At 73.5% G+C, this 12,879-nt stretch carries 10 protein-coding genes; 3 read left to right on the top strand and 7 right to left on the bottom strand.

Annotated elements, in window-relative coordinates; genetic code table 11:
* On the top strand, window positions 1-735 hold the full coding sequence (locus AC1DYZ_RS18890) for a DsbA family oxidoreductase (protein ID WP_477066662.1): 735 nt from the start codon (window positions 1-3) through the stop codon (window positions 733-735).
* Window positions 723-1,220, top strand: a complete 498-nt coding sequence (locus AC1DYZ_RS18885) for a GNAT family N-acetyltransferase (RefSeq protein WP_477066653.1) — start codon at window positions 723-725, stop codon at window positions 1,218-1,220. The genes AC1DYZ_RS18890 and AC1DYZ_RS18885 overlap by 13 nt, the downstream gene beginning before the upstream one ends.
* A gap of 98 nt (window positions 1,221-1,318) precedes the next feature.
* Here AC1DYZ_RS18885 and AC1DYZ_RS18880 read toward each other — a convergent pair whose 3' ends face one another.
* From AC1DYZ_RS18880 to rpmI, 7 genes are all read right to left on the bottom strand, one after another.
* Window positions 1,319-6,232 carry an ExeM/NucH family extracellular endonuclease gene (locus tag AC1DYZ_RS18880; protein WP_477066661.1) on the bottom strand — a complete coding sequence of 1,638 codons (4,914 nt, stop codon included), beginning with the start codon at window positions 6,230-6,232 and terminating at the stop codon, window positions 1,319-1,321.
* A 208-nt stretch (window positions 6,233-6,440) separates the two neighbouring features.
* Window positions 6,441-9,002 (bottom strand): phenylalanine--tRNA ligase subunit beta, encoded by a 2,562-nt coding sequence (pheT, locus tag AC1DYZ_RS18875; RefSeq protein ID WP_477066652.1) that lies wholly within the window; start codon window positions 9,000-9,002, stop codon window positions 6,441-6,443.
* Window positions 9,002-10,045, bottom strand: a complete 1,044-nt coding sequence (gene pheS, locus AC1DYZ_RS18870; protein ID WP_477066651.1) for a phenylalanine--tRNA ligase subunit alpha — start codon at window positions 10,043-10,045, stop codon at window positions 9,002-9,004. Before pheS ends, pheT begins: the two co-directional genes overlap by 1 nt.
* Before the next feature lie 239 nt (window positions 10,046-10,284).
* Entirely contained in the window at window positions 10,285-10,926 is a 642-nt protein-coding gene (thpR, locus tag AC1DYZ_RS18865) for an RNA 2',3'-cyclic phosphodiesterase (protein WP_477066650.1), read from the bottom strand.
* On the bottom strand, window positions 10,923-11,747 hold the full coding sequence (locus tag AC1DYZ_RS18860) for a TrmH family RNA methyltransferase (RefSeq protein WP_477066649.1): 825 nt from the start codon (window positions 11,745-11,747) through the stop codon (window positions 10,923-10,925). Before AC1DYZ_RS18860 ends, thpR begins: the two co-directional genes overlap by 4 nt.
* A 133-nt stretch (window positions 11,748-11,880) precedes the next feature.
* Entirely contained in the window at window positions 11,881-12,264 is a 384-nt protein-coding gene (gene rplT / locus AC1DYZ_RS18855; RefSeq protein WP_055921876.1) for a 50S ribosomal protein L20, read from the bottom strand.
* A 63-nt stretch (window positions 12,265-12,327) separates the two neighbouring features.
* On the bottom strand, window positions 12,328-12,522 hold the full coding sequence (rpmI, locus tag AC1DYZ_RS18850) for a 50S ribosomal protein L35 (protein ID WP_370505309.1): 195 nt from the start codon (window positions 12,520-12,522) through the stop codon (window positions 12,328-12,330).
* A gap of 87 nt (window positions 12,523-12,609) precedes the next feature.
* On the opposite strand from rpmI, the gene AC1DYZ_RS18845 reads away from it, so the two are divergent.
* Window positions 12,610-12,879 (top strand): hypothetical protein (locus AC1DYZ_RS18845; protein ID WP_477066648.1); only part of this gene is annotated, 270 nt, incomplete at its 3' end.

Here is a 12,879-nt window from a genome sequence, read left to right as displayed (position 1 = left end):
ATGTTGTCCCCCGTCCGAACGCTGAACGTCGAGGTCTGGTCCGACATCGCCTGCCCGTGGTGCTACATCGGGAAGCGCCGCTTCGCCACAGCCCTGGCCGACTTCCCGCACCGCGACCACGTCGAGGTGACCTGGCGCTCGTACGAGCTGTCGCCGAGCACACCGATCGGCCCGGGGCGGCCCGAGATGGACGCGCTGGCCGAGCACAAGGGGATCCCGCTCGACCGCGTGAAGCAGATGTTCGCGCAGGTCACCGCCGTGGCCGCCGGCGAAGGCCTGGCCTACGACTTCGACCGGGCGCTCGCCGTCAACACCTTCGCGGGACACCGCCTGGTGCACCTCGCGCGGGAGACCGGCGGCGCCGAGCTGGCCGAGCGCACGCTCGAGGCGCTGTTCTCGGCGCACTTCGAGCACGGCGCGGACCTGGGTGACGACGAGACCCTCGTGCGGCTCGTCAGCGGTGCCGGGCTCGACGCCGATGCCGTGCGGGCCGCGCTGGCCAGCGGCGCGCACGCGGACGCAGTGCGTGCCGACGAGGACGAGGCGCGTGCGCTCGGCGTGACCGGCGTGCCGTTCTTCGTCGTCGACCGCCGCGTCGCCGTCTCGGGCGCGCAGCCCGCCGAGGTCTTCGCGCAGCTGCTCGAGGCCGGCTGGCGCGAGGCGAACCCGCTCCAGACGCTGGCCACCGCGGACCCCGACGCCGCGGCCTGCGTCGACGACTCGTGCGCGATCTGACCCTGCGACGGGTCGTCGCCTCGGACCTGCCCGCGCTCGCCGAGCTCAACGACGCCGCCGTGCCCGCAGTCAACGGGCTCGGCCTCGACGGGCTGACCGCCCACGTCCCGGTGTGCGACGTCGCGCTCGTCGCGGAGCTCGACGGCGAGGCCGCCGGCTTCGTCCTCGCGCTGGCGCCGGGCGCCGACTACGCGAGCGAGAACTACCGCTGGTTCTCGACGCACGTGCCGGGCTCGCTGTACGTCGACCGGATCGTGGTCGCGCCCACCGCCCACGGCCGCGGCATCGGTCGCTCGCTGTACGCGGCGGTCGACGCCCGGGCACGCGAGCTCGGCCTTGGCGTCGTGACCTGCGAGGTCAACCTCGAGCCGCCGAACCCGCAGTCGCTCGCGTTCCACGAGCGGCTCGGCTTCGGGCGTGTGGGCGAGCAGGCGACGAAGGGCGGCTCGGTCGTCGTCGCGCTGCTGTCCCGCGAGGTGGGCTGAGCCGGCGCGCTGGGCAATACGTGCCCGCGTACCACGACTACGTCCAGGGACACGAAGGCCCGCACCCGGTGCTGGGCGCGGGCCTTCGCGCGTGCGAATCAGCGGGTGCTGACCGGTGCGCTCGTGCTCGGCGACACGTTGTCCGTGTCGGACGGGACGAACGTCGCCGTATAGGTGTGCAGACCCGACGGCACCGTGCCGACGGCGACGCCCAGCACCACGTTCAGGCGCTTGACCACCGTGGTCCCCTCGCGGATCTCGATCGTGCCGGACGGCACCCGACCGATGTCCGACGAGACCGTCGCGAAGACGATCGAGGGGATGAACAGGAAGCCGCGCGTCACGGACAACCCGGTCGTCGTCGTCACCTTCTTCACCACGACGGTCACCGGCGCCGACTCCGAGCCGGTCACGGTGGCGTCGCCGGCGAACCGCGCGACCACGTCGTAGCTGCCCGCCGGTGTCGTCGACGGGAGCCGCAGCGTCGCGGTGCCGCCCTGCAGCGTCGCCGAGCCGAGCACGGTGTCACCCGCGACGAACTCGACGGATCCGGCCACCGGGACGTCGGCCGTGACCGTCGCGGTGAGCGTGACCCGCTGCGACGACCCGAACACCTGGCTCGGCGACGAGGCCGTGAGCGCGGTGGTCGACGACGGGATGTCCGCCTCGACGGTGAGCGGGAGCGTCACCGTGGTGCCGCTCGGGCTCGCCACGAGCGTGAGGGCGTGGGCCCCCGCGTCCGTGGCCGCCGGGATGGTCACCGAGACGTTCGCGTTGCCGCCGCTCACGGCTGCGGTCCCGATGGACGTGCCGTCGAGCCGGATGTCCAGGCTGGTGTTCAACGGCGAGCCGAGGCTCGTCAGGTCCAGCTTGGTCACCGGGAACGCCAGCGTGGCGCCGGCCGTGACCGTCGACGGCACCGTCGGCACGCCGACGGCTTGGCGGGCGAAGTCCGGGGTCAGGCCCGGGTGCGCCTGCAGGTAGGCGATCCAGCCGTCCCGGTCGACGAGGCCCGAGTCGCGCGCATCCGTCCCCTGGGCCACGACGCGGAAGTTGTCGCCACCCGTCGTCAGGAACGAGAACGTGCCGATCCGGTAGCTCGCCGCCGGGTCGATCGGCGTGCCGTTGACCGTGATGGACGTGATGTGCGAACCCGCGGGCGCCGCGGCGTCGTACGTGTACGTCACGTTGTCCGACAGTCCCAGCTGGAGGTACGGCCGCGTCGGGATGGTGCCGTCCGCGTTCGTCTGCCACTGCTGCTCGAGCATCACCTTGAACTGGGCGCCCGTGAGCGACGTCGTCCAGAGGTTGTTGACGAACGGCAGCACGCTGTTGGCCTCGGCCGTCGTGACGACGCCGTCCGGGGCGTAGTAGAGCTCGGCCCGCAACCCGCCCGGGTTGACGACGCCGATCTCGGCGCCGCCCAGGTTCGCCGGGGCGAGCGTGTCCCGCAGCGCGTTGGCCACGAGGTCACCGAGCGTGGACTCGCTGGCCCGGTCGTCACGTGCGGTCGTCGCGGCCGTGTAGCCCGTCGGACCGTACGTCCCCCCAGTGAAGGCGGTGGTGATGTCGGCCTTGACCGAGCCGACCGGGACCGACCCGACCGTGCTGGCGTACGCGAGCGCCGCCGTGACGATCTTGTCCACCTGCGCGACGCGCGGGTACGCGGCGACCAGCTGCGCGGCGAACGCCGCCTCGGAGGTGCCGGTCGGCGGGGCCAGGCGTGGCACGTTCTTCTGCGTGTGCGCCGTGACCTCGCCGATGCTCGGGTCGACCGTCAGCACGACCTCGCCGATGTACTCGCCGTAGCTGCCCGTCTGCAGGACCGGGCGGGTCTTGCCGGGCTCGCCCGGGACGGGTCCGGCCCACGCGTACTGCTGGTGCGTGTGACCGGTGAAGATCGCGTCCACGCTGGCCGCCGTCTGGTCGACGATCTTGGCGAACGCGCCGCCCTGGGCTACCTCGTCCTCGAGGGTGCCGTTGGGCAGACCCTCGCTGGCGCCCTCGTGATAGCTGGCCACGAGGACGTCGGCCTCGCCGTTGGCCTCGTTGCCGTCGCTGAGCTGCGCGGCCACGCGGTTGACGGCGTCGACCGGGTCGCCGATGTCGATCTGCGTGATGCCGCCGGGGCTGACCAGCGAGGGGGTCTCCCCCGTCACCGCCCCGATGACGCCGACCGTGACGCCGCCCATGTCGAGGATCGAGTACTCCGGCAGCGCCGGCGTCGTGGTGCCCTTGAGGTAGACGTTCGCTCCGAGGTAGTCCCACTTCGCGTTCTTCATGACGCGGTCCGTGAGGTCCGTGAACCCCTTGTCGAACTCGTGGTTGCCCACCGCCGACGCGTTGAGCTCGAGCGCGTTGAGCACGTCGATCGTCGGCTGGTCCTGCTGGACTGCCGAGGCGAACAGCGAGGCGCTGATGTTGTCGCCCGCGGAGACGAACGCGACCGGGCTGCCGGCCGCGAGGGCCGCCGCCTTCTCCTTCTCGACGGTGCCCGCGAATTTCACCGTGTTGGCGTCGATCCGCCCGTGGAAGTCGTTGATGTCGAGGAGCGTGAGGTTGATGGGCTTGGCCGCACCCTTCACCAGGCCGACGACGACCGGGTCGTGGTCGGAGGACCGGTACGGGTCCGGCGCGTAGTAGAGCGTGCCGTGGTAGTTGTACCGGTCGTACTCGAGCGCGATGGACTCCTCGGCGTTGATCTCCCAGATGTCCGCACCGGTGGCCCGCTTCAGGGCGGGGCCGTTGAGGAGCACGTGGTCGAGGGAGCCCGTCAGGCCGCTGAACGAGTACGAGTACTGACCGTCGGCGAGCGTCGTCGCGGCGTCCGTGTAGCCGGCGTCGTACAGCGTCTGCAGCGGGTCCTCGAGCGTGTACGAGTTGAAGTCACCGACCAGAGCGACCGACTTCGCGGCGCCCTGCACCGTCGGGATCCAGTCGCGCAGCGCCTCGGCCTGACGGACGCGCGACTCGTTCGAGGCGCCCTGCCCGTCACCGGTGTCGGCGTCGCCCGGCCACGGGCCCGCCGAGCCCTTGGACTTGAAGTGGTTGACGGCGACGAAGAAAGGCTCGCCCCCGCCGACCGGCGTGAACGTCTGCCCGATCGGCTCGCGCGCATTGCCGAACGCCTGGTCGTCGCCGCTCAGCGTGCCGAGCGCACGCGACGGGCCGGTGCGCTCGACGGCGGCCGGCTTGTAGATCAGCGCGTTGGTGATGACATCCATCTCGGCGGCCGGGGGCAGGTCCGTCGACGACGGGACGAACGCCCACACGTCGGAGCCCGCGGCCTTGTTCAGGGCGGCGACCAGCGTGCCGAGCGCCTCGTCCGGCACCCCGTCGACCGTCGCCGAGTTCTCGATCTCGAGGAGGCCGACGACGTCGGCACCGAGCGCGTTGATCGCGGCGACGATCTTGTCCTGCTGCCGCTGGAGGTCCGCCGGGTCCCACGCGCCGCGCGGCGCGCAGCCCGTGTTGACCGTGACGGGGTCGCCGGTGCGGTCGTTGTACGACGTGCAGCCCGCGGTCGTCGCGCCCAGGGTCGTGAAGTAGTTGAGCACGTTGAACGAGGCGATCTTCAGGTCGCCACCGACCGCCGCCGGGGCCTTCGTCCGGTCGTTCTCGAACGTGACGGCGGCCGGTCCGGGCTGCGTCGGGTTGAGCTTCCAGACGTTGTTCCGGTAGTCGACGACGACCGGCGCGGTGATGGTCGCCGAGGCGCCCACGCGGACCGGGTTGGTCAGCGAGACGTACGGCGGCGTGAGGCTGGAGTTGGCCGCCGACAGGAAGTTGGTGGACGACCCGTCGTCGAGCACGACGCCGCGGGCCGCGTTGTCCGCGACGGCGGCGGCCGCCTCGGGCGAGCCCGGACGGCCGACCTCGGTGGGCTGGATCAGCGGAAGGGTGCCGGCCGCGAGGCCCACCTCGCCGTACTGGTTCGTGGAGTAGGTGTTGGAGATGGTCAGGTCGCCGGTCGGCTGGAACAGCATCGACTCGAGCGCCTCGCGCGCGGCGTCGGTGGTCGGCCACGTGCCCGAGACCGGCGTCACCGGCGCGGCGGCGTCAAGCTTCACCAGGTTGGCCGCCGCGGCGACCGAGATCTCCGTGAGCCCGTTGAACTCGGAGACCGCGCCGGTCACCTGGACGTGGTCACCGATCGCGACCGAGCCCGCGGTGGCGGAGGAGAAGACGAAGACGGCGTCGGACGCGCCCGGCGTCGCGTCGCTGGCGCCGCCCGAGCCCGGAGTCTGGATGACGTAGCCGCTCAGGCCGCCCGTCGGGTAGGCCGCGGTGACGACGCCGTCCGTGGTGACCGTCTTCCCGGCGAGCGGCGAGGTGGCGCCCGAGCCCTGGATCTCGGCGATCGTCGCCGCCGTCGGGGTGGCCGGCGGGATGCTGCCGACGACGCCCGGGGTGGGGGCGGCCGCGGCGAAGTCGGCCGCGTTGTCCGCCGTGTTGGTCAGCGTGGCGTTGCGTGTCACCGCCTGGGTGTTGGAGGCACCGAGCGCCGGCCCGCTGCCCGCGTACCCCGTGGCGGCCGAGCCGTATCCGACGAGGTCGACGACGGGAGCCAGCGCCGCGCACTCGACGCCCCCGCACGCCAGGGCCGTCGTCGACGACACGAGCGCGACCTTGCCCGCCGTCCCGCTCATCGGGATCGTGCCCGTCGCGCTGCCGGTCACCGGCGTCGTCCCGGCGGCACCCGCGGCCTCCACGACGACGTAGGCGGCGCCGGGGGCGATCACGCCGGTCAACGGCGTCGTCTGCCAGTTCACGCCCGCCGAGGACGCGTACTGGACCGACCAGCCCGTCACGTCCACCGTGTCGGGGCTCGCGTTCACCAGCTCGATGAAGTCGTTGGTGTAGGTGGCGCCGCTGTTGCCGCCGCCCCCGTACACCTCGTTGATCAGGACCCGTGGCGTCGTGCCGACCGAGGCCTGGGCAGAGCCGGCCACGATCACACCGCCCGTCAACGCAAAAGCGAGGGCTGCGACGCCCCCGCTGATCGACTTCATGGCACGGCGCACGTGGAGTTCTCCTTCGTCGGGGAAACGTCAGTGGCCGCTCGTGGCGGCCGGGGACCACCTTCCGGGATCGTCCGATTTGCCGCAACTACTCGCAGGTAACTATTGCGTGAACTCGTCCCATGACAGCGGTCGTGGGGCCTCCGACGCGCCGAGGCCTCCGCGACCACGGGGTCGCGGAGGCCTCGGTCGGCTCGGGTCAGGCGCGCAGCGTCGCCCCGAACCTGCGGTTCGCCTCGGCGACGACCGCCTCGCGGACGGCGGCCGTCTCCTGCGCGGTGAGCGTCCGGTCGTCGGCGCGGAGCCGCAGCGAGAACGCGAGCGACTTGGAGCCCTCGCCCACCTGCGACCCGGTGTACACGTCGAACAGCCGGACCTCCTCGACGACGTCGCCGGCCGGGCTCGCCGCCGCGCCGACCCGCACGGCGTGCAGGACGTCGGCCGCGGGCACGCTCACGTCGACCACCAGGGCGACGTCCTCCTTCGCCACGGGGAACGTCGACACCGGCTCGGCCTGCAGCGGCTCGGGCGACGCCGCTGCCAGCAGCACGTCGAGGTCGAGCTCGAACGCCGACGCGCGGGCGGGGAGCCCGAGGGCCGTCACCACGTTCGGGTGCAGCTCGCCCGCGTGGCCGACGAGCGTGCCGTCGACCGTGGTGAGGCGCGCGCACCGCCCGGGGTGCCACGGCGCGTGCTCGGCATCGGTCGTGGCGACCAGCTCGACGCCGACCACCTCGGCCACGAGCCGGGCGGACGCGAGGGCGTCGGTGTGGTCGGCGCGACGCCCGGGCCCCCACCAGCCCGCGGGCTCGCGCAGGCCGGCGAGCACGCCCGCGACCCGGCGAGGCTGCGGTGGCACGGCCGCGTCGAGGGCGGCAAGGTCCTCGTCGGAGGGCCGGACGCCGCCGGGCAGCTGCGGAGCCGCCGGCGCATCGACCAACGGCCGGGTGACCAGACCGAGCTCGAAGACCGCCACGTCGCCGGCACCCCGGGCGACGTTGCGACGCGCCGTGTCCAGCAGCGTGACCAGCAGGTTCGTCCGCATGAACGGCTGCTCGTCGGAGATCGGGTTGACCAGGCGGACGGCCCGGCGCCGGTCGTCGTCCGCAGCCAGGCCGAGCGCGTCCAGCTGGGCCGCGCCGACGAACGGGTAGCTGAGCACCTCGACCAGGCCCGACTCCGCCAGGGCGCGCGCGACCGAGCGGCGGGTCTTCTGCCCCGGCGTGAGACCGGCACCGGCGGGCGCCGAGGGCACGATCGACGGGATCGCCTCGTACCCGCGCAGCCGTGCGACCTCCTCGACGAGGTCGACGCCGACGACGAGGTCGGGCCGCCACGACGGCGGCTGCACGCGCACCACGCCGGGACCGGCGTCCTCCACGACGCACCCGATCGACACGAGCGTCTCGCGCACCTCATCGGCCGTGTACGCGACCCCGACGAGCCGCGCGGGCAGGTCGAGGTCGAGCTCGAACGCGGGCGCGGGCACGCGCTCGTCGACATCCGTGAGGTGCGGGTCTGCGACGCCGCCGCCCAGCTCGACGAGGAGCGCCACCGCGCGCGCGACGGCCACCGGCGGCAGCGCGGGGTCCGCGCCGCGCTCGAACCGCTTGGCTGCCTCGCTCGGCAGCTTGTGGCGGCGGGCGGTGCGCGCGACGGTCGTGGGGTCGAAGTGGGCCGCCTCGATCAGCAGGTCGGTGGTCCCCGCGCCGACCTCGCTGTCCCCGCCGCCCATGACGGCCGCGAGCCCGATGGGTCGGGATCCCCGCGCGCCGTCGGGGCTGTCGGTGATGAGCAGGTCCTCGGGGTCCAGGACACGGTCGACGTCGTCGAGGGTCCGGATCCGCTCGCCCGGGTTGGCGCGCCGCACGACGATCGGCCCGGCCAGGTGGGCCAGGTCGTAGGCGTGCAGCGGCTGGCCCAGGTCGAGCATCACGTAGTTGGTCACGTCGACCGCGAGCCCGATCGGCCGCATGCCGACCTGCTGCAGGCGGCGCTGCATCCAGGCGGGCGACGGGTCGTTCGCCCGCACACCGCGCACGATCTGCGCGACGAACCGGTCGGCGCCGGGGACACCGTTCAGCGGAGCCGCGTCGTCGATCTCGACCGCGAAGCCGCCGCCGACGGGGGGCAGGTCCGTCGTCGGCAGGCCGTGGTCGGTGAAGGCGGCGCCCGTCGACAGGCTGTACTCGCGGGCCACGCCGCGCATCGAGAAGCAGTACCCGCGGTCGGGCGTCACGTTGATCTCGAGCACCTCGTCGCCGAGGCCCAGGAGCTCGCGGGCGTCGGCGCCGATCTCGGGGTCCAGCCCGAGGGTGGCCAGCACGATGATCCCGGCGTGGTCCTCCCCCAGCCCCAGCTCGCGGGCCGAGCAGATCATGCCGTCGGACACGTGCCCGTACGTCTTGCGCGACGCGATCGGGAACGGCCCGGGCAGCACGGCTCCGGGCAGCGCGACGACGACCTTGTCGCCCACGACGAAGTTGTGCGCGCCGCAGACGATGCCCCGGGGGGCGCCGCCGGCCTCGTTGTGCTCCGGTCCCACGTCGACCCGGCACCAGTTGATGGTCTTGCCGTTCTTCTGCGGCTCCGGCGTGAGCTCCACGACGCGGCCGACGACCAGCGGGCCGGACACGGCCGCGGGGTGGATCGCCTCCTCCTCGAGCCCGACGCGGACCAGGTCCGCCGCGAGCTGCTCGGCCGTGAGCCCCGCAGGGAGCTCGACGTGCTCGGCCAGCCACGTCAGGGGGATGCGCGGCATCAGATCTCCGTCCCGAACTGCGTGGAGAAGCGGATGTCGCCCTCCACCATGTCGTGCATGTCAGCGATGCCGTGGCGCAGCATCAGGGTGCGCTCGATGCCCATGCCGAACGCGAAGCCCGAGTAGACGTCGGGGTCGACCCCGCACGCGCGCAGGACGTTCGGGTTGACCATCCCGCAGCCGCCCCACTCGATCCAGCCGGCCCCGCCCTTCTTCTGCGGGAACCACAGGTCCATCTCCGCGCTGGGCTCGGTGAACGGGAAGAACGACGGCCGCAGGCGCGTGCGAGCCTCGGGCCCGAAGATCGCCTGCGCGAAGTGGTCGAGCGTCCCCTTGAGGTGCGCCATCGTCAGGCCCTTGTCGACCGCCAGGCCCTCGACCTGGTGGAAGACGGGCGTATGCGTGGCGTCGAGCTCGTCGGTGCGGAACACCTTGCCGGGGCAGGCGATGTAGACCGGGAGGTCGCGCTCGAGCAGAGTGCGGGCCTGCACGGGCGACGTGTGGGTGCGCAAGACAAGACCGGGGCTCTCGACGAAGAACGTGTCCTGCATCTGCCGCGCCGGGTGGTCGACCCCGAAGTTCAGCGCGTCGAAGTTGAACCACTCCGCCTCKAGCTCGGGGCCTTCGGCGATCTCCCAGCCCATCGACACGAAGATGTCGGCGATGCGCTCGGACAGCGTCTCCAGCGGGTGCCGGGCCCCGCGCGGGCGCCGGTCGCTCGGCAGCGTGACGTCGATGGACTCCTCGACGAGCACGCGCAGGTCACGCTCGGCCTCGAGCTCGGCCTGCCGCTCGGCGAGCGCCGCGGCGAGGCGGCCCTTCGCCTGGCCCAGCAGCTTGCCGGCGACGGCCTTGTCGGCGGGGGCGAGGCCGCCGATGGCACGGTTGGCGAGCGCGATCGGGCTGCGCTCCCCCACGTGCTCGAGCCGAGCGGACTTCAGAGCGTCGAGGTCAGCGGCGGCCGCGAGGGCCTTCAGCGCGTCCTCGACGGCGGACTCGATGCCGGGGGCATCGAGCGGGGACAGGGCGGTGTCGTCGGACATCCTGACCTTCCAGTGCGTTCTGGGGCGGCCGGCACAGGCACGGCCGAGGCCCGCGCGCGAGGGCGCGCCGACCAGCGGACAAGTCTAGGGGCGCCCGATCCGGGGCTGTGCGGCCTGTCCAGCGGTGGACGGCCTGCTCAGGTGCGCGTCAGCGCGGCCCGGGAACGGGCCCGGGAAATCGGCGACCACCGGCCGCCTGCGCACGCGCTGTCATGGGGTCATCCTGCCACGGCGGTCGGCTACCGGCCGAGCGCGAATGTCCCGACGGTCTCGTACAGCGGGCCGCCACCGCGCCCGGCGCCCGGGCGCGACGACACGAGCAGCAGCTGGTCCACCTGCCACCGCGGGCCGTCGTACACGGCGAGCGCGCGCACCAGACCGGCGGCCACGCCCTCGTCGTCGGGACCCTGCCCGTCGGGTCGCTGGCCCGGACGGTCTGAGCGCGACGACCGACGGCGCGGTGGGCCGCTGCCGGGACGCACCCGCCCGACGGTGAGGTGCGGGCGGTCCCGCKGACGGTTGTCGGGGACGCCGCCTGCGCTCTCCCCCGCCTCGACGCACCCGACGCTCAGCGCCCGCTGGACGGCGAGGTCCCCGGCGACGCCCACCCAGAGGGTCCGGTGCGAGAACACACCCGCGCCGTGCAGCGCGAGCTCGTACGGTGCGGTGCGGGCGGCCACCTCGGCCAGGTCGGCGGACAGGCCCGGCACCGCGCCGTCCGGCAGGTCACCGTAGAACGCGACCGTGAGGTGCCAGGACTCGCGGGCCGACCAGCGCACGGCCGACGGCAGACCCGACGGGGCGCCGCGCACGGAGGCGAGCGCGAGGTCGAGGTGGTCGAGCACGTGCTCGGGCGGCCAGACGGCGGCGAACAACCTCACCGCTGCGCCCGCGAGCTCGCGTAGAGGCAGACGGTCGCCGCGGTGGCGAGGTTGAGCGACTCGGCACGACCGCGGATCGGCACCCGCACCACGGCGTCCGCCAACGCCCGGTCCTCGTCGCGCAGTCCCCACGCCTCGTTGCCGAACACCCACGCCGTCGGCCGCGCGAGGTCGGGCACCCCGTCGGGCGCGTCCCCGGCGACGTCGAGCAGGTCGTCCAGGTCGTGGGTGCCCGCCCCGTCGGCCGCCAGGACGGTGAGGCCCGCGGCGCGCAGCGCGTCGAGCGCCGGCGCGAGGTCCGCCCCCGTCACGACGGGCAGGTGGAACAGCGACCCCGCCGTGGACCGGACCACCTTGGGGTTGTGCACGTCGACGCTCTGCGCGGTGAGCACGGCCGCGTCGGCACCGACGGCGTCGGCGGCGCGGATCACGGTGCCGGCGTTCCCGGGGTCGCGCACGTGCGCCAGGACCGCCACGAGCCGCGGCCGGTCGGCGAGCACGGAGCCCAGGGTGTGCGAGGTCAGCGCGGCCACCGCGACCACCTGCTGAGCGTCCGGGCTCATCGCGTCGAGGACCTCGGCGGTCCCGACGTGCACCCGGATGCGTCGCTCGCGCGCGGCGCCGACGATCTCCGGGTAGCGCTGCGCGGCGGCCTCGGTCACGTACACGTCGTGCACGTCGGCCGCCAGCACCGCCTCGCGCACGGACTGCGGACCCTCGACGACGAACCGCCCGGCGCGCTGGCGGACGGACCGTCCGGCCAGCGCCCGCACGGCCTTGACGCGCTCGGCGCGGGGGTTGGTCAGGATCTCGTCAGCCACGGGGACATCATGCCCGGGTACGACGAAGCCCCCGCGAGTCGTTTCGACTCCGGGGGCTCCGGGTGCACCGAGCCGCCGCCCGGCCCCGCGGCGGCGGGGCGATCGGGCGGTCGGGCTCAGCGGCTGACGAGGGTCACGCAGCCTTCGGCGCGTTGACGTCCTCGGGCAGGGCAGCCTTCGCGGCGGCCACGAGCGTGTTGAACGTCGCGGCGTCGTTGACGGCGAGGTCGGCCAGCACGCGGCGGTCCACCTCGATGCCCGCGAGCTTCAGGCCCTGGATCAGGCGGTTGTAGGTCAGACCCTGCTCGCGGGACGCCGCGTTGATGCGCTGGATCCACAGCTTGCGGAAGTCCTGCTTGCGCACCTTGCGGTCGCGGTACGCGTAGACGAGGGAGTGGGTGACCTGCTCCTTCGCCTTCCGGTACAGGCGCGAACGCTGGCCGCGGTAACCCGCAGCGCGCTCAAGGGTCGTACGGCGCTTCTTCTGGGCGTTGACCGCCCGCTTCACGCGTGCCACGTGATGCTCCTTGCTTGTCTCAGGCTCGGGCCGAGTGACCGGGGCGCCGGGGCGCCCCCGGGGTCACTTACCGAGCAGCTTCTTGATCTTCGGGGCGTCTGCGGCGGAGACGACGACGTCGCCGGCGATGCGGCGCGTGCGACGGCTCGACTTGTGCTCGAGCAGGTGGCGACCGCCGGCCTGCTCGCGCATGACCTTGCCGGTCCCGGTGACCCGGAAGCGCTTCTTGGCACCGGAGTGCGTCTTGTTCTTCGGCATGGCTGCCGTGTCTCCTTGTCGTTCACATCGCACGGGTTCGTACGACTCGTCTGGTGCGGTCCGACCGGTGGGCCGGGCCGTCCGTTCGTGCTGGTTCAGCTGGCCTCTTCCGAGGCCGTCGTGCTGGTCTGTGTCTTGGCGGACCCCGCCGGACCCGGCCGCGGCGCGGGCCGCGGCGTTCCTGCCGGCTTCGGCGTGGCCGGCTTCGGCGCGGCTGCGGCCGGGGCTGCAGCTGCGGGCGTCGCGGGCTTGGGCGTGGTCGCGGGACGCGGGGCCGAGGCCGGACGCGGCGTCGTCGCACGGGGTGCGGCGGCGGACGTCGGTCGCGGCGCGGCCGGACGCGAGGCAGCCGAGCCG

The organism is Cellulomonas sp. P1_C4 (genome assembly GCF_056406355.1).
Note: the sequence above shows the minus strand (reverse complement) of the source record. Positions and strands in the feature narration are given on the sequence as shown.

Excerpts from the sequence above, each read along its gene's own strand:
- AC1DYZ_RS18880 (WP_477066661.1), bottom strand. The coding sequence starts at position 6,232 with ATGAAGTCGATCAGCGGGGGCGTCGCAGCCCTCGCTTTTGCGTTGACG.
- AC1DYZ_RS18890 (WP_477066662.1), top strand. The coding sequence starts at position 1 with ATGTTGTCCCCCGTCCGAACGCTGAACGTCGAGGTCTGGTCCGACATC.
- rpmI (WP_370505309.1), bottom strand. The coding sequence starts at position 12,522 with ATGCCGAAGAACAAGACGCACTCCGGTGCCAAGAAGCGCTTCCGGGTC.
- pheT (WP_477066652.1), bottom strand. The coding sequence starts at position 9,002 with ATGCCGCGCATCCCCCTGACGTGGCTGGCCGAGCACGTCGAGCTCCCT.